The 15,781-nt window shown below is 65.9% G+C and carries 16 protein-coding genes; 11 read left to right on the forward strand and 5 right to left on the reverse strand.

The genetic code is table 11. The annotated features are described in order from the left end of the window. Nucleotides 1-6 precede the first annotated feature (6 nt). The 11 genes from EU805_RS03215 (at nucleotide 7) to EU805_RS03265 (ending at nucleotide 10,763) form a co-directional block, all read left to right on the forward strand. Nucleotides 7-1,023 carry a DNA-directed RNA polymerase subunit alpha gene (locus tag EU805_RS03215; RefSeq protein ID WP_165351871.1) on the forward strand — a complete coding sequence of 339 codons (1,017 nt, stop codon included), beginning with the start codon at nucleotides 7-9 and terminating at the stop codon, nucleotides 1,021-1,023. 115 nt (nucleotides 1,024-1,138) lie between these two features. Continuing rightward, entirely contained in the window at nucleotides 1,139-1,558 is a 420-nt protein-coding gene (rplQ, locus tag EU805_RS03220; RefSeq protein WP_129762492.1) for a 50S ribosomal protein L17, read from the forward strand. A gap of 150 nt (nucleotides 1,559-1,708) precedes the next feature. Further along, nucleotides 1,709-2,320 (forward strand): autoinducer binding domain-containing protein, encoded by a 612-nt coding sequence (locus EU805_RS03225; RefSeq protein WP_129762493.1) that lies wholly within the window; start codon nucleotides 1,709-1,711, stop codon nucleotides 2,318-2,320. A 211-nt stretch (nucleotides 2,321-2,531) separates the two neighbouring features. Beyond that, nucleotides 2,532-3,863, forward strand: a complete 1,332-nt coding sequence (locus tag EU805_RS03230) for a replication-associated recombination protein A (RefSeq protein WP_129762494.1) — start codon at nucleotides 2,532-2,534, stop codon at nucleotides 3,861-3,863. A gap of 31 nt (nucleotides 3,864-3,894) precedes the next feature. Next, nucleotides 3,895-4,269: a fluoride efflux transporter CrcB gene (crcB, locus tag EU805_RS03235; protein WP_129762495.1), complete on the forward strand. Its 375-nt coding sequence runs from the start codon at nucleotides 3,895-3,897 to the stop codon at nucleotides 4,267-4,269. After that, nucleotides 4,266-5,318 (forward strand): RluA family pseudouridine synthase, encoded by a 1,053-nt coding sequence (locus EU805_RS03240; RefSeq protein WP_129762496.1) that lies wholly within the window; start codon nucleotides 4,266-4,268, stop codon nucleotides 5,316-5,318. The genes crcB and EU805_RS03240 overlap by 4 nt, the downstream gene beginning before the upstream one ends. A 9-nt stretch (nucleotides 5,319-5,327) precedes the next feature. Beyond that, the gene (locus EU805_RS03245; RefSeq protein ID WP_129762497.1) at nucleotides 5,328-6,041 is read left to right on the forward strand and encodes an ATP12 family chaperone protein; all 714 of its coding nucleotides are present in this window, start codon (nucleotides 5,328-5,330) and stop codon (nucleotides 6,039-6,041) included. Nucleotides 6,042-6,247: 206 nt separating this feature from the next. Beyond that, nucleotides 6,248-7,267: an amino acid ABC transporter substrate-binding protein gene (locus EU805_RS03250; RefSeq protein ID WP_129762498.1), complete on the forward strand. Its 1,020-nt coding sequence runs from the start codon at nucleotides 6,248-6,250 to the stop codon at nucleotides 7,265-7,267. 139 nt (nucleotides 7,268-7,406) lie between these two features. Beyond that, on the forward strand, nucleotides 7,407-8,642 hold the full coding sequence (locus EU805_RS03255) for an amino acid ABC transporter permease (protein WP_129762499.1): 1,236 nt from the start codon (nucleotides 7,407-7,409) through the stop codon (nucleotides 8,640-8,642). A gap of 1 nt (nucleotide 8,643) precedes the next feature. Then, nucleotides 8,644-9,960 (forward strand): amino acid ABC transporter permease, encoded by a 1,317-nt coding sequence (locus tag EU805_RS03260; protein WP_129762500.1) that lies wholly within the window; start codon nucleotides 8,644-8,646, stop codon nucleotides 9,958-9,960. Between the two features lie 11 nt (nucleotides 9,961-9,971). Continuing rightward, a complete protein-coding gene (locus EU805_RS03265; RefSeq protein WP_129762501.1) occupies nucleotides 9,972-10,763 on the forward strand; it encodes an amino acid ABC transporter ATP-binding protein in 792 nt (263 codons plus the stop codon). A 151-nt stretch (nucleotides 10,764-10,914) separates the two neighbouring features. Here the strand turns inward: EU805_RS03265 and EU805_RS03270 are convergent, their stop codons facing one another. From EU805_RS03270 to ttcA, 5 genes are all read right to left on the reverse strand, one after another. Beyond that, nucleotides 10,915-11,400, reverse strand: a complete 486-nt coding sequence (locus EU805_RS03270) for a histidine phosphatase family protein (RefSeq protein WP_129762502.1) — start codon at nucleotides 11,398-11,400, stop codon at nucleotides 10,915-10,917. Next, complete coding sequence (gene argB / locus EU805_RS03275) at nucleotides 11,397-12,296, reverse strand: acetylglutamate kinase (RefSeq protein ID WP_129762503.1); 900 nt, start codon at nucleotides 12,294-12,296, stop codon at nucleotides 11,397-11,399. The genes EU805_RS03270 and argB overlap by 4 nt, the downstream gene beginning before the upstream one ends. Nucleotides 12,297-12,400: 104 nt before the next feature. Continuing rightward, nucleotides 12,401-12,985, reverse strand: a complete 585-nt coding sequence (gene yihA / locus EU805_RS03280; protein ID WP_242494056.1) for a ribosome biogenesis GTP-binding protein YihA/YsxC — start codon at nucleotides 12,983-12,985, stop codon at nucleotides 12,401-12,403. A 67-nt stretch (nucleotides 12,986-13,052) separates the two neighbouring features. Continuing rightward, nucleotides 13,053-14,867 carry a membrane protein insertase YidC gene (yidC, locus tag EU805_RS03285; RefSeq protein ID WP_129762505.1) on the reverse strand — a complete coding sequence of 605 codons (1,815 nt, stop codon included), beginning with the start codon at nucleotides 14,865-14,867 and terminating at the stop codon, nucleotides 13,053-13,055. A gap of 60 nt (nucleotides 14,868-14,927) precedes the next feature. Then, nucleotides 14,928-15,770 (reverse strand): tRNA 2-thiocytidine(32) synthetase TtcA, encoded by an 843-nt coding sequence (gene ttcA / locus EU805_RS03290; RefSeq protein WP_129762506.1) that lies wholly within the window; start codon nucleotides 15,768-15,770, stop codon nucleotides 14,928-14,930. Nucleotides 15,771-15,781 lie beyond the last annotated feature (11 nt).

The raw sequence follows: 15,781 nt of genomic DNA on the forward strand, positions 1-15,781 counted from the left end.
GGACATATGATCCACAAGAACTGGGCTGAACTGATCAAGCCGTCGCAGCTGGACGTCAAGCCGGGCAACGATCCCGCGCGTCGCGCCACCGTGACGGCCGAACCGCTGGAGCGGGGCTTCGGCCTTACCCTGGGGAACGCGCTGCGCCGCATCCTGATGTCGTCGCTGCAGGGGGCCGCGATCACGGCCGTGCAGATCGACAACGTGCTGCACGAATTCTCTTCCGTGTCGGGGGTCCGCGAGGACGTGACCGACATCGTCCTGAACCTCAAGGGTGTCGCGATCCGCATGGATGTCGAGGGCCCCAAGCGCCTGAGCGTCCAGGCGAAGGGTCCGGGCATCGTCACCGCCGGCGACATCTCGGAAACCGCGGGGATCGAGATACTGAACAAGGATCACGTGATCTGTCACCTCGACGATGGTGCGGATCTTTACATGGAACTGACGGTCAACACCGGCAAAGGCTATGTGGCCGCCGACAAGAACAAGCCCGAGGATGCGCCCATCGGCATGATCGCGATCGACGCGATCTATTCGCCCGTCAAGAAGGTCAGCTATGACGTCCAGCCCACCCGCGAGGGGCAGGTGCTGGACTACGACAAGCTGACCATGAAGGTCGAGACCGACGGCTCTCTGACCCCTGACGATGCCGTGGCCTATGCCGCGCGCATCCTGCAGGACCAGCTTCAGGTCTTCGTCAACTTCGACGAGCCGGAATCGGCCAACGCCGGTGGCGACGACGACGGGCTGGAGTTCAACCCGCTGCTGCTCAAGAAAGTCGACGAGCTGGAGCTTTCGGTGCGGTCCGCCAACTGCCTGAAGAACGACAACATCGTCTACATCGGCGATCTGATCCAGAAGACCGAGGCCGAGATGCTGCGCACGCCGAACTTCGGCCGCAAGTCCCTGAACGAGATCAAGGAAGTGCTGTCGGGTATGGGTCTGCACCTTGGCATGGACGTCGAGGACTGGCCGCCGGATAACATCGAGGACCTGGCCAAGAAGTACGAAGACCAGTTCTGAGTTTTGTAGGGCGGGATTCGTCCCGCCCTACCCGCCGACCCGGGCATGGTGCCCCAAAAACGGAGCTTGCGTCACCGCAGCGTGGGCCCATCATAAAACGAAATGGAGACTTAATATGCGTCACGCACGTGGATACCGCCGCCTGAACCGCACCCATGAACACCGCAAGGCGCTGTTCGCGAACATGGCCGGCTCGCTCATCGAACATGAGCAGATCAAGACGACCCTGCCCAAGGCCAAGGAACTCAAGCGCGTCATCGACAAGCTGATCACCCTGGGCAAGCGCGGCGACCTGCACGCCCGCCGGATGGCCAACGCGCAGCTCAAGCAGGAGATGCACACCGCCAAGCTTTTCGACGTCCTGGGCCCGCGCTACGCCGAGCGGCAGGGCGGCTACTGCCGCGTCCTGAAGGCCGGCTTCCGGTACGGCGACATGGCCCCCATGGCCATCATCGAGCTGGTCGACCGCGACCGCGATGCCAAGGGTGCCGCCGACAAGGCCCGCCTGGCCGAGGAAGACCAAGCCGACGCGTAAGCGCACCGTCACGAAAAGTTTTTTGCGGCCCGCCCTTGTTTTGAGGGCGGGCCGTTTGTTTATCTCGTTATGAGTAAAGTAATTTCCCAGCGCTATCGCGATCACCGGGACTTTGCGCCTTGGTTGTTCTTGAGGAAGGGTTGGGGCGCGATGTCTGCGCAGAACGAAATCGACGATCTTGCTCGGCAGCTGCATAAGTATGCGCCCGCCGGCTTGTTCTATGCCCTTCATTTTCGCTTCGTGCAGCCGTTGACGCATTACTGCAACTTCCCGCGGGAATGGTCGGACCTTTACAGCGAGGAGGCCTTCGCGCTGCGCGATCCGGTCATCGCCTGGGGTTTCGGGAATACCGGAACGTCGCGGTGGTCCGAAATCGACATTCCCGACCATGCCAATATCCTTGGCCAGGCCGCGACCTTCGGGCTGCACTACGGTTTCGTCGTGGCGGTCGGGCCGATCAAGTCGCGCACCATCGCCTCGGCGGCGCGGTCCGACCGGGAATTCACGGACGCGGAAATCGAGCCGTTCGCGGCCATCGTCACGAAGATGCACAAGCTGGCTGAACCGCCCGATTCCCTGACCCACGCGCAGATCGAGGCGTTGCGCCTCGTCGAGGTGGGCGACCGGCATACGGCGGCGGCGGCCAAGCTGGGAATCTCGGAATCCGCCTTCAAGGCGCGGCTCGCCTCCGCGCGCAACAGTCTCAAGGCGCGGACGACGGTCGAGGCGATCCAGCGCGCCCGCAACCTGAAGCTGCTCTAGGACGCGGTGGATCGGGGCCTCGAGCGGTGGCGGATTGCCACGGGTCTTCGTTCCGATCGCCATCTCTGCGACGCCGTCCCTGCCGGGGGTCGTATTGACGGCACGCGGATGAATGCATCGGGATGCGACGGGCCGGCCAATCCGGGCGGGGCGCCGGGCGAGATGTCACTGACACTTTGCCAAGCGGCGGGACCGGGTCTATCTGGGGCTTATGGCAGACCTCTTCGGCGACGACCCCGCACCCGAACCCTCCTCCGGCCCGCGTCCCCTGGCGGACCGGTTGCGGCCGCGTGCGCTGTCCGAGGTCATCGGTCAGCGCCAGGTGCTTGGACCCGAGGCCCCGCTGGGGGCGATGCTGGAGTCGGGCGCGCTCTCCAGCCTGGTGTTCTGGGGGCCGCCGGGGGTGGGCAAGACGACCATCGCGCGGCTGCTCGCGGATGAGACCGACCTGCACTTCGTCCAGATCAGCGCGATCTTCACCGGCGTGCCGGAACTGCGCAAGGTCTTCGAGGCCGCGAAGCTGCGCCGCCGCAACGGGCAGGGGACCTTGTTGTTCGTCGACGAGATCCACCGCTTCAACAAGGCCCAGCAGGACAGCTTCCTGCCGCACATGGAGGACGGCACCATCCTGCTGGTCGGCGCAACGACGGAGAACCCCAGCTTCGAGCTGAACGCCGCCGTCCTGTCCCGCGCGCAGGTGCTGATCCTGACCCGCCTCGAGGAGGCGGACCTCGAGAGCCTTGCCAAGCGTGCCGAGCAAGAATTGGGCAGGCCCCTGCCGCTCGACGCCTCCGCCCGGGCGGCGCTCATCAATATGGCCGACGGGGACGGGCGGTCGCTTCTCAACCTCATCGAGCAGGTGGCGGCCTGGAAGACCGACACCGCCCTGGGGGTCGAGACGCTGACCTCGCGGCTGATGAAGCGGGCCACGAAATACGACAAGTCTGGCGACGAGCATTACAACCTGATCTCGGCCCTGCACAAATCGGTGCGCGGCTCCGACCCCGATGCGGCGCTTTACTGGTTGGCGCGGATGCTGACGGGGGGCGAGGATCCGCGTTACCTCGCCCGGCGGATCGTGCGGATGGCGGTCGAGGATATCGGGCTGGCCGACCCGCAGGCGCAGGCCGTCTGCCTGCAAGCCTGGGAGACCTACGAGCGGTTGGGCAGCCCCGAGGGCGAGTTGGCGCTGGGGCAGGCGGTGACCTACCTGGCACTCGCGCCCAAATCGAACGCGGGCTACGCGGCCTTCAAGGCGGCGATGGTGGCGGCCAAGAAGAGCGGGTCCGAACCGCCGCCCGCGCATATCCTCAACGCGCCGACGACGCTGATGAAAGAGCAAGGATTCGGCGCGGGCTACGCCTACGACCATGATGCCCAGGACGGATTTTCAGGCCAGAACTACTTTCCCGACACGATGAAGCGGGGCAGCTACTACCAGCCCGTCGATCGCGGGTTCGAGCGGGATCTGAAGAAGCGGCTGGATTATTTCGCGGGACTGCGGGCCAAGCGGCAAGGTCAGGACAAGGGGCGCTCGAATTGACACGGGGTCCTGCATCGGCCACAGACGCGCGATGATCTGGACCGGACTTTCCGTGGCCCTGGGCGGCGCGCTGGGGGCCACCCTGCGGTGGCTCACCGGGGTCGCCACGCTGCGGCTTTTCGGGCCGGGCTGGCCTTGGGGGACCTTCACGGTGAACGTCCTGGGGTCCTTCGCCATGGGCGTGGTGGTCGTGGTGCTGGCGGACCGGTCGGGCACACGGGCGGCGCCTTTCTTGATGACGGGGGTGTTGGGCGGGTTCACGACCTTCTCGGCGTTCTCACTGGATACGGTGCGGATGATCGAAGGCGGGGCCGTGGGGCAGGCCGCGCTCTATACCGGGGCCAGCGTGGTCCTGGGCGTGCTCGCGCTGCTGGCGGGGCTGGTTTTGGCAAGGACGATGATATGAGCGGCGTGCAGACCCGGACGATCGGACCCGACGACGGCGACCAGCGGGTCGACCGCTACCTGCGGCGCTTGTTTCCGCATCTGACGCAGGGCCGGATCGAGAAGATGTGCCGCAAGGGCGAGATCCGCGTCGACGGCGGCCGGGTGAAGACCGCGACCCGGCTTGAGGTCGGTCAGGTGATCCGCATCCCGCCGCTGCCCAGCGAGGAGCAGGTCGAGGCCGAGCGTTCGATGCTCAAGCAGGGCGTGACCAAGGCCGACGCCAAGCTGATCCAGTCCTGCGTGATCTACCGCGACGACCATATCATCGCGATCAACAAGCCCGCTGGGCTGGCGACCCAGGGCGGGTCGAAGACCACGCGCCACGTGGACGGCATGGCCGAGGCGCTGACCTTCGGCTACGACGAGAAACCGCGCCTCGTGCATCGGCTGGACCGCGATACCTCCGGCGTGTTGCTGCTGGCGCGGACGCGGACCATGGCCAAGGCGCTGACCGAGAATCTCAAGCACCGCGAGACGCGCAAGATCTACTGGGCGGCGGTCGCGGGCGTGCCGCAGCCGCGGGCGGGCACGATCAAATACGGGCTGGTGAAGGCAGGCGGCCACGGGCGCGGCGGCGAGGGCGAGCGGATGCACTGCGTCCACCCGCGCGATGTGGACAGCACCGAGGGGGCCAAGCGCGCGACGACCGATTACGCGGTGCTCGACAGCCTCGCGACGCGGGCGGCCTGGGTGGCGCTGGTGCCGATCACCGGGCGCACGCACCAGCTGCGCGCCCACATGGCCGAGATGGGGCATCCCATCATCGGCGACGGCAAGTACGGTGGATCGAGCCAGGAGAACCTGGGCGACGGATGGGGCGCCGGCATGGGGGCCGAGATCGGGCGCAAGATGCACCTGCACGCGCGCAGCTTGACGATCCAGCATCCCGAAACGGGCGCCATCCTGCACCTGACGGCGCCGATGCCCGATCACATGAAGCACACCTGGGACTTCGTGGGCTGGGTCGAATCCCATGCGCCCGTCGATCCCTTCAACATGCCGGACTGAGGAAGACCGATGAACGACTGGGCGCCCAAGCGATTCTGGACCAAGGCAGAGGTCGTCGCGCGCGATGGCGGCTTTGCCGTCGACCTCGACGGTCGTGCGGTCAAGACGCCCTACAAGACCCCCCTGATCGTGCCGACACGCGCCCTGGCCGAGGCGGTCGCCGCCGAATGGCAGGCCCAGGAAGACCGGATCGACCCCACCACGATGCCCGCCACCCGCGCCGCGAATTCCGCGCTCGACAAGGTGACGCCGCAGCGCGCTGCGGTGGCCGAAATGCTGGCGGCCTACGGCGAGAGCGATCTTCTGTGCTACCGCGCGGATACCCCAGAGGCGCTCGTCACCCAGCAGGCCGAGGCCTGGGATCCCTGGCTGGAATGGTCGCGGCAGGCGCTGGACGCACCCTTGCGCGTCACCGTGGGCATCATGCCCGTGGACCAGCCGGAGGCGTCGTTGCGCCAGTTGCACGCGCTGGTCGATGCGCTGGACCCGTGGGAGCTGACGGGGTTCCACGACCTCGTGCAGCTTTCGGGATCTCTCGTGCTGGCTTTCGCGGTCGAGCGGGGCAAGCTCGATCCCGACGCCGCCTGGACGCTGAGCCGCGTCGACGAGGCGTTCCAGATCAGTCAGTGGGGCCGCGACGAGGAGGCCGAGGAGGTGGCGGCCATCAAGCAGCAGGCGTTCCGCGACGCTGCCCGGTTCATCGCACTGTCGCGCACGATCTGACGTCACGTTACCGGACTGCCTTCAAACCGGGCCAGATGCCTCAAACCCGATCGTGAGGTCTGCCGGGCCCCAAGAACCCTTGACCTCTCGGCAACAAATCGCCCAACCTGTGTCCGCTGGGGTCATGCCCCGACACCCAACCGGCCCTGCGCCGGGAATAATTGGCCGCCTCCGCAAGAGGGGCGGAAACTCAGGAAGAGGTATCCATGAAAAAGACCGTATTTCTTGGCACGCTGACCGCTGCCGGCCTTGTCGCCGCAGCCGCAGGCGCCCAGACGCTCGCCGACGTGCAGTCGCGCGGCAACCTTAACTGCGGCGTGACCACGGGTCTGACCGGTTTCGCGGCCCCCGACGCCAACGGCGTGTGGGAAGGCTTCGACGTCGATGTCTGCCGTGCCGTCGCCGCCGCGATCTTCGGTGACAAGAACGCCGTCGAATTCGTCCCCACCACCGGCGAGACCCGCTTCACCGCGCTGTCCTCGGGCGAGATCGACCTGCTGGCCCGCAACACCACCTGGACGATGTCGCGCGACACCGACCTGGGCTTCGACTTCATCGGCGTGAACTACTACGACGGCCAGGGCTTCATGGTCCCGACCGAACTGGGCGTGACCTCCGCCAAGGAACTCGACGGGGCCACGGTCTGCATCCAGACCGGCACCACGACCGAGCTGAACCTCGCGGATTACTTCCGCGCCAACAACATCAGCTACGAGCCGGTTCCGATCCAGACCAACGCCGAAGCGCAGCAGCAGTACCTGGCCGGTGCCTGCGACGTCTACACGACGGACGCCTCGGGCCTTGCCGCCACGCGCGCCACGTTCGAGAACCCGGGCGATCACGTCCTGCTGCCCGAGATCATCTCGAAGGAGCCGCTGGGCCCGCTGGTCCGTCACGGCGACAACGAGTGGGGCGATCTGACGATGTGGGTCCTCAACGCGCTGATCGCGGCCGAAGAGCTGGGCATCACCTCGGCCAACATCTCGGACATGGCGGCAGAGGCCACCAACAACCCCGAAGTGAACCGCATCCTGGGCACCGAGGGTGAGCTGGGCGCGATGATCGGCCTGGACAACGACTGGGCGGTCAACGCGATCTCCGCCGGCGGCAACTACGGCGAGATCTTCGAGCGCAACATCGGTGAGAACACGCCGATCGGCCTCGCACGGGGTTTGAACGCCCAGTGGACCGACGGCGGCCTGCTCTACGCGCCCCCCTTCCGCTAAGAAATGAGGCAAAGGCCCGGCGTTGTGCCGGGCCTTTCGCCTGTTCGCCGCAATTCCTCTTCTCAGTCTGTGCCGATTCTTGGACTACGGGCCACCGGGCCGTAGTCCAAGTGTCAGCACCCGAACCGGAGTCCCGGCCATGACATCCATCACGGACAGCCCGAAGGGCGGTTTCCACCCAAGGCAGCTGATCTACGACACCCGCTACCGGTCGCTGACGATCCAGGTCGTCACCTTCGTGCTCGTCGTCGTCGCGATCTGGCAGCTTGGCAGCAACCTGATGGTGAACCTCGCCAATCTGGGGCAGGAGCCGAACTTCAGCTTCCTGAACCAGCGCGCGGGCTACGACATCGGGTCGGGCTTCGGCACCGCGGTGACGGGCTACACCTCGGCCAGCAGCCATCTGACGGCCGCCTACGTCGGGATCCTGAACACGCTGCTGGTGGCCTTCATGGGCATCGTGCTGGCGACGATCATCGGCGTCCTGGCCGGTGTGTTGCGGCTGTCGAAAAACTGGCTGGTGAGCCGCCTGATGGCGGTCTACGTCGAAGGCTTCCGCAACGTGCCGCTCCTGCTGTGGATCGTGCTGATCTACGCGGTGATGACCGAAGCCACGCCGACACCGCGCGATTTCCGGGTCGACGACGCGGGCGTGGCACAGGCCTACATGGTCTTCGACGCGGTGGCGATCACCAACCGCGGCGTCTACATCCCCGGACCCGTCTGGGGCGCGAACAGCGGTATCCTCGTCGCGATCTTCGTGCTGTCGCTGATCGGGGCCTTCGCCTACCGCCGCTACGCCAAGAAGCTTCTGTTCGACACCGGGCGCTTGCTGCCGCTGGTCTGGCCGGCAATCGCCATCGCCTTCGTGCCGGTGATCCTGTTCTATTTCCTGCTGGGCCGCCCCGTCGGGCTGGACTACCCCGAGCTGGGCGGCTTCAACTTCAGCGGGGGGCTGCAGATCTCGAACCCGCTGGTGGCGCTGTGGCTGGCGCTGTCGCTCTACACCGGGGCCTTCATCACCGAGATCGTCCGCGCCGGCATCCTCTCCGTCGCCAAGGGGCAAAGCGAGGCCGCGGAGGCGCTGGGCATGCGGGCCAACCGCACGATGAGCCTGATCATCCTGCCGCAGGCGATGCGGGTCATCATCCCGCCCCTGACCTCGCAGTACCTGAACCTGACGAAGAACTCGTCGCTGGCGATCGCCGTGGGATACGCCGACGTGCGCGCGACGCTGGGCGGGATCAGCCTGAACCAGACCGGCCGCGCGCTGGAATGCATGCTGCTGCTGGGGCTGTTCTACCTGGCGCTCAGCCTGGTGATCTCTTTCGTGATGAACGTCTTCGACAACTCGATGAAGCTGAAGGAGCGTTGAGATGAGCGATACCGACAGCGAAGTCACGAACGCCTATTTCCGCGAAGCCATGCTGGAACAGCAGGCCCCGCCCGTGACAGAGACGGGGGCGGTCAAGTGGCTGCGCGAGAACCTGTTCCCGACGTGGCTCAACGCCATCATGACGGTGGTCGCGCTCTATGTGATCTGGTTCATCCTCAGCCACATCGGGCCGTGGTTCCTCAACGGGATCTGGGACGCGGGCTCTTTGTCGGAATGCCGCGCGATCCGGGACGAGACGATGGGGCCCGATGCCTCCGCCGCCTGTTTCGCGGTGATCGCAGACCGTTGGGAGCAGTTGACCTTCGGGTTCTACCCCCGTTCGGCCTACTGGCGACCGACGCTGGCCTTCGTGATCATGCTGGCGGGGCTGGCGCCGGTCCTCTTCGGGTCGATCCCGCGGGGCTGGCTGACGTTCTCGGCGGTGTCGCCCTTTATCATTTTCTTCCTGCTGTGGGGCGGGTCGATCTGGGTGCCGGTCTTCATCGCAATGGGCTTCGTCCTGGGGGCCGTCGCCGCGCGCCTGCTGGGCGGGGTGAACCAGATCGCCGCCGTGGCGGGGGCGATCGTGGTGCCGATCCTCTACTGGGCCTTCGTCGCGATCCCGCTTGCGGAGGTCGTCCACGACCTGATCCCGATCGGTATCCGCGCGATCCCGTCCAGCGATTTCGGCGGCTTCATGCTGTCGGTCGTGATCGGCATGGCGGCGATCATCCTGTCGCTTCCCTTAGGCATCGTCCTGGCGCTGGCGCGTGCCTCGGACCTGTTCCTGGTAAACAAGCTGGCCATCACCTTCATCGAGATCATCCGGGGCGTACCACTGATCGTCTGGCTGTTCACCGCGTCGCTGCTGCTGAATTACTTCCTGCCGCCGGGGACGAATTTCGACCTGACGCTGCGGGTGATCATCATGGTGACGCTCTTCTCGGCCGCTTATATCGCCGAGGTCGTGCGCGGTGGCCTCGCCGCCGTGCCGAAGGGGCAATACGAAGGCGCGGATTCGCTGGGACTGGATTACTGGCAGTCGATGCGGTTGATCGTGCTGCCGCAGGCGCTCAAGATCTCGATCCCGGGCATCGTGAACACCTTCATCGGGCTCTTCAAGGACACCACTCTGGTGGTCTTCATCGGCCTTCTGGACCCGCTGGGACTGACCAACTCGATCCGCGCCAGCACCGACTGGAACGGCATCTACTGGGAGCTTTACGTCTTCATCGGCCTGATGTTCTTCATCGCCTGCTACGCGATGGGCCGCTATTCCATGTACCTGGAGCGCAAGCTTCAGCGTGAAAACCGCTAGGGGGCACCACCATGCAAGACGCCGTTCAGGACCGCCAGATCGACCGCAGCCAGATGCAGGTGAGCGACGAGGTCGCCATCGAGATCACCAACATGAACAAGTGGTACGGGACCTTCCACGTGCTGCGCGACATCAACCTGACCGTCCAGCGCGGCGAGCGGATCGTGATCTGCGGACCCTCGGGGTCGGGCAAATCGACGCTGATCCGCTGCATCAACCGGCTGGAAGAGCACCAGAAGGGCTCCATCGTGGTGGATGGGACGGAGTTGTCGTCGGATCTCAAGAACATCGACAAGATCCGGTCCGAGGTCGGCATGTGCTTCCAGCACTTCAACCTCTTCCCGCATCTGACGATTCTGGAAAACTGCACGCTGGCGCCGATCTGGGTCCGCAAGACGCCCAAGAAGGAAGCCGAGGCCACGGCAATGCACTTCCTGGAAAAGGTGAAGATCCCCGACCAGGCCAACAAGTATCCCGGCCAGTTGTCCGGCGGTCAGCAGCAGCGGGTCGCCATCGCGCGCAGCTTGTGCATGAAGCCGCGGATCATGCTCTTCGATGAGCCGACATCGGCGCTGGACCCCGAGATGATCAAGGAGGTGCTCGACACGATGATCGAGCTGGCCGAGGAAGGCATGACCATGATCTGCGTGACCCACGAGATGGGCTTCGCCCAGGCCGTGGCGAACCGGGTGATCTTCATGGACCAGGGCCAGATCGTCGAGCAGAACGAGCCGAAGGCGTTCTTCAACAACCCGCAATCGGAGCGGACGAAGCTGTTCCTGAGCCAGATCCTGGGGCATTGAACGGCCTTCGGCCGTGCCTCCGGCGGGAGTTTATCCGGCCAGATGAACGGGGGGTCGCGCGTGATGGCGCGGCCTTTCGCGTTTGGTGGGGCGACCGCGGCCTCGGGCGGGGGTATCTTCGGCCAGAAGACCGCCCCGTGCGCCTCGGGCGTCAGTCCTTGAAGTCGCGGGGGGTGCGGAAGGCGAGGACCTGCCCGTCTTTCACCTGCGACCAGTCGTCGGCCTCGAAGGACAGCACCGTCGTCGCGCAGGTGGGGTAGCTCGAGAAGCGGGCCGCGTCCGGCGGGGTGGCGGCCAGGCGGGCGGCCAGATCGCCGATGCCGGGGTTGTGGGCGATGACGGCGACGGTTGCGGCGTCCTCCTGCGCGAGGAGGCTCAGGATCTGATCGGGGGAAGACTGGTAGAGCGGGTCGAGAATCTTCGGCTCCGGCCCGAGGGAAAGTGCCGCTTCGGTCTGCCGCGTGCGGGTGGCCGACGAACAGAGGATCACGTCGGGCGTGAAGCCTTCGTCGCGCAGCCAGCGGCCCATGCGCGTGGCGTCCTGACGGCCACTGTCGGTAAGCGTCCGGTCGTGGTCCTCTTCCCCGTTGGCCCAGCCGGACTTGCCGTGCCGGATAAGGATCAGGCGGCGGCTCACGTCGCGGTCTCGCGGGATTTCACGCGCGGTTCGGTCGAGCGGATGATCGAGCCCGCGCCGTGTTCGGTGAAGAGTTCCAGCAAAGAGGCGTTGGGCAGCCGCCCGTCGAGGATCACCACGGCGCGGACGCCGTCCTCGATGGCTTTCAGCGCGGTTTCGGTCTTGGGGATCATGCCGCCCGCGATGATGCCGTCCTCGGTCATCTTGCGGACCTGCTCGGGCGTGAGCTGTGTCACGACCTTGCCTTCGGCGTCCTTGACTCCAGAGACATCCGTCAACAGCAGGAGCCGGTCGGCCTTCAGCGCCCCCGCGATGGCGCCCGCGGCGGTGTCGCCGTTGACGTTGAACGTCTCCAGGCTGTCCATGCCGGTGGCGACCGGGGCGATCACGGGGATGATCCCGGCGGTGTAGAGGTCGCGCAGGACCTGCACGTTCATCTCCACCGGTTTGCCCACGAAGCCCAGTTCGGGGTCGTCGGCGGCGGCCACCATCAGATCGTCGTCCTTGCCCGACAGGCCCACGGCGCGGCCGCCTTCGTCCATGATCGCCTGCACGATGCGCTTGTTCACGAGGCCGGTCAGCACCATCTCGACCACCTCGACGGTGGCCTGGTCGGTGACGCGCTTGCCGCGGATGAAATCGGACTTGATGCCGAGCTTGTCGAGCATCTGGTTGATCATCGGTCCGCCGCCGTGGACGACCACGGGGTTCATGCCGACCTGCTTCATCAGCACGATGTCGCGCGCGAAGGAGGCCATCGCCTCGGCGTCGCCCATCGCGTTTCCGCCGAACTTCACCACGACCACGGCGCCGGAGTAGCGCTGCATGTAGGGCACCGCCTCGGAGAGCGTGCGTGCGGTCGTGATCCAGTCCCTGTCCATGTTTTGCGCCTTCATCCCGTTCTCCTGCCGCCGTTGGTGCCGACGCTAGACGAGCGGCAGGGGGGGCTCAAGCGGTCACTTGGGCCTGCGGGGCCGGGGGGCGGACAAGCGCGCGGGCGCTAGATCGAGGCGATGACGGCCCGCAGGGTGTCGATGCCCTCACCCTTCTCGGAACTGGTCAGGATCATCTCGGGGTAGGCGGCGGGGTGCCGGGCGAGGGCGGCGCGGGTCTTGGAGAGGGCATCCTCCAGCGCGGAGGCCTTGACCTTGTCGGTCTTCGTCAGGACCGCCTGAAACGTCACGGCGGAGCGGTCGAGGAGGGTCATGATCTCTTCGTCGACGGTCTTGGCGCCGTGGCGCGCGTCGATCAGCACGAAGACCCGGCGCAGGGTGGGCCGGCCCGAGAGATACTGCTTGAGCAGGGCCTGCCACTTTGCCACCACCGCGACGGGGGCGTTGGCGAAGCCGTAGCCGGGCAGGTCGACGACGTAGATGTCGCGGGCGGTGAAGAAGTTGATCTCCTGCGTGCGGCCGGGCGTGTTCGAGGCACGGGCCAGTCCCTTGCGGCCGGTGAGCGCGTTGATCAGGCTCGACTTTCCGACGTTGGAGCGCCCGGCGAAGCAGACCTCCAGACGGTCGGCGGGGGGCAGGCCGCCCATCGCGACGACGCCCTTGAGGAACTCCGTCTCGCCCGCGAAGAGCATGCGGCCCTGCTCGATCGCCTCGGGTTCCGGGCGGTCGGCGACGGGGAAGGGCAAGGCCTCCACGCGCCTACTTGCCCTTCTTGTTGTCGTTGGCCACCGCCGTCTTGTTGCGGCGGAAGCTTTCGCGGATGTTGCCGAAGACGTCGGGCTTCGCACCATGGCTGCGCATGATGACGTACTGCTGCAGGAAGGTGATCGTGTTGTTGGTGATCCAGTAGAGCACGAGACCGGAGGCGAAGCTGCCCAGCATGAACATGAAGACCCAGGGCATCCAGGCGAAGATCATCTTCTGAGTGGGATCGGCGGGCGTCGGGTTCAGCTTCTGCTGCAGCCACATCGACACGCCCAGCAGGATCGGCAACACGCCGAGGCTGACGATGGCGAAGATCGACGCAGGGTCCGGCACGCCCCAGGGCAGCAGCCCGAAGAGGTTCAGGATCGACGACGGATCGGGGGCCGAAAGATCGTTGATCCAACCCACCCAGGGCGCGTGGCGCAGATCCAGCGTGACGAAGATCACCTTGTAGAGCGAGAAGAAGATCGGAATCTGGATCAGGATCGGCAGGCAGCCCGCGGCGGGGTTCACCTTGTTGTCCTTGTAGAGCTTCATCATGCCCTGTTGCATCTGCTGGCGGTCGTCGCCGGCGCGTTCCTTCAGGGCCTCCATCTCGGGCTGGAGTTCCTTCATCTTGGCCATGGAGACGTAGGACTTGTAGGCCAGCGGCAGGACCAGAAGCTTGAGCACGAAGGTCAGGACGATGATCGACCAGCCCATGTTCCCGATCACCTGGTCGATGTGGTAGAGCAGCCAGAAGATCGGCTTGGTCAGAAAGAAGAACCAGCCCCAGTCGATGCTGTCGATGAAGTTGGACACGCCGGCCTGCTGGTAGTCGCGGATCGTGTCCCATTCCTTGGCGCCCGCGAAAAGCTGCGTGGTGACGGCGGCGGTGGCGCCGGGGGCCACGTTGACGGAAGGCTGGACGGCTTCGGCCTGGAAGATGTCGCGGGTCGGGAAATACTTCGAGGTCGAGCGGAACGGCGTGCCCTCGCCGGGGATCAGGATGGTCTGCCAGTAATGGTCGGTATAGCCGATCCAGCCGCTTCCCTGCACGTCCACGCGCTCGGCGTTGGTACCTTCGGCGGGGTCGACGGCGTAATCCTCGATCCCGTTGTATTTCAGCTCTTCGAGTTCACCGTCGGACATCCGCACGAGGCCTTCGTGCAGGATGAAGAAGTTCGACAGATCCGAAGGCACGCCGTACTGGCGCAACAGGCCGTAGGGCCGCACGGCGATCTCGGTCTCGCCGGTGTTCTCGACCGATTGCGTGATGTCGAACATGAAGCGGTCGTCGACGGCGATCTCGGTGCGGAAGATCTGGCCCGCGCCGTTGTCCCAGGCCAGGGTGACCGGCGTGTCGGGGGTCAGCGTCTCGCCGTCTTCGAGCGTCCAGAGCGTATCGGGCGTGGGCACGGCGTCGCCCGCGACACCGGTCACGGCGGCCCAGCCGAAGCTGGCGAAGTAGGCGTCCTCGGTCCCGGCGGGGGACAGCAGCCGGACCTCGGGGGACTCGGGGTCCACGTCCTCGCGGTACTGCTTGAGGTTCAGATCGTCCAGCCGGCCGCCTAGAAGAGAGATCGTGCCGTCCACGTTGGGCGTGTCGATCGGCACGCGGGGCGCCTCGGCGACCGCTTCCGTCGGTTCGGCCACGCCGCTGTTGCCCGCGGTCGCCGCGTTGGGGACCGTGGCGGCGTCCTGCTGCTCGGCCGCGTCATCAAAGGTGGCGGGGGCCTGCTGTTCGGGCGGGAACAGGATGAACCACACGAGGATGACGGCGAAGCTGAGCGCCGAGGCAAGCAACAGGTTCTTGTTCTGATCGTCCATCGGGGGCCGTCCGTCGCTGGTTTGGAATCCGGTCGGTTCAACCCCCCAAGGGGCAAAAGGTCAAGGGAATTCCGCCCCGTCGTGATCGCGCGTGAGGCCCGCGAAGTCGAAGAGCGCGGGGTCGAGCAGATGGCTGGGCCGGGCGTTCATCAAGGCGCTGAACATCTTCCCCCGGCGCCCCGGCGTGCGGCTTTCCCAGTCGTCCAGCAAGCGCTTGACCTGCTGGCGCTGCAACCCGTCCTGCGATCCGCACAAATCGCAGGGGATGATCGGGTAGTCCATCGCGCGGGCGAAGGCGTCGCAATCGGCCTCTGCCACATGGGCGAGGGGGCGGTAGAGCAGAAGGTCGCCTTCGTCGTTCAGAAGCTTGGGCGGCATGGTGGCCAGCTTGCCGCCGTGGAAGAGGTTCATGAAGAACGTCTCGAGGATGTCATCGCGGTGATGGCCGAGCACGATGGCCGAACAGCCCTCCTCGCGCGCGACGCGGTAGAGGTTCGCGCGCCGCAGACGGGAGCACATGGTGCACATGGTCCGGCCCTTGGGCGTCTTGTCCATGACGATGGAATAGGTGTCGCGATACTCGATCCGGTGCGGTACGCCCATCCGTTCGAGGAACTCCGGCAGGACCGTCGCGGGAAACCCCGGCTGGCCCTGGTCGAGGTTGCAGGCCAGCAGATCCACCGGCAGCAGCCCACGCCATTTCAGCTCGTGCAGGATCGCCAGCAAGGTGTAGCTGTCCTTGCCGCCCGACAGGCAGACCAGCCAGCGGGCGCCGGGTTCGATCATGCCGTAGCGGTCGATCGCCTCGCGGGTGTCGCGCACGAGCCGCTTGCGGAGTTTCTTGAACTCCACCGTGTCGGGGGCGCCTGCGAAGAGCGGGTGAATGTCGGTCTGGTCCAGCATGGGATGCGTCT

The sequence above is a fragment of the Salipiger sp. IMCC34102 genome, from assembly GCF_004145405.1.
In the GTDB taxonomy this organism is placed as follows: Bacteria; Pseudomonadota; Alphaproteobacteria; order Rhodobacterales; family Rhodobacteraceae; genus Loktanella.

Coding starts and splice junctions, on each gene's coding strand:
- EU805_RS03215 (WP_165351871.1), top strand. CDS start 7: ATGATCCACAAGAACTGGGCTGAACTGATCAAGCCGTCGCAGCTGGAC.
- rplQ (WP_129762492.1), top strand. CDS start 1,139: ATGCGTCACGCACGTGGATACCGCCGCCTGAACCGCACCCATGAACAC.
- EU805_RS03225 (WP_129762493.1), top strand. CDS start 1,709: ATGTCTGCGCAGAACGAAATCGACGATCTTGCTCGGCAGCTGCATAAG.
- EU805_RS03230 (WP_129762494.1), top strand. CDS start 2,532: ATGGCAGACCTCTTCGGCGACGACCCCGCACCCGAACCCTCCTCCGGC.
- crcB (WP_129762495.1), top strand. CDS start 3,895: ATGATCTGGACCGGACTTTCCGTGGCCCTGGGCGGCGCGCTGGGGGCC.
- EU805_RS03240 (WP_129762496.1), top strand. CDS start 4,266: ATGAGCGGCGTGCAGACCCGGACGATCGGACCCGACGACGGCGACCAG.
- EU805_RS03245 (WP_129762497.1), top strand. CDS start 5,328: ATGAACGACTGGGCGCCCAAGCGATTCTGGACCAAGGCAGAGGTCGTC.
- EU805_RS03250 (WP_129762498.1), top strand. CDS start 6,248: ATGAAAAAGACCGTATTTCTTGGCACGCTGACCGCTGCCGGCCTTGTC.
- EU805_RS03255 (WP_129762499.1), top strand. CDS start 7,407: ATGACATCCATCACGGACAGCCCGAAGGGCGGTTTCCACCCAAGGCAG.
- EU805_RS03260 (WP_129762500.1), top strand. CDS start 8,644: ATGAGCGATACCGACAGCGAAGTCACGAACGCCTATTTCCGCGAAGCC.
- EU805_RS03265 (WP_129762501.1), top strand. CDS start 9,972: ATGCAAGACGCCGTTCAGGACCGCCAGATCGACCGCAGCCAGATGCAG.
- argB (WP_129762503.1), bottom strand. CDS start 12,296: ATGAAGGCGCAAAACATGGACAGGGACTGGATCACGACCGCACGCACG.
- yihA (WP_242494056.1), bottom strand. CDS start 12,985: ATGCTCTTCGCGGGCGAGACGGAGTTCCTCAAGGGCGTCGTCGCGATG.
- yidC (WP_129762505.1), bottom strand. CDS start 14,867: ATGGACGATCAGAACAAGAACCTGTTGCTTGCCTCGGCGCTCAGCTTC.
- ttcA (WP_129762506.1), bottom strand. CDS start 15,770: ATGCTGGACCAGACCGACATTCACCCGCTCTTCGCAGGCGCCCCCGAC.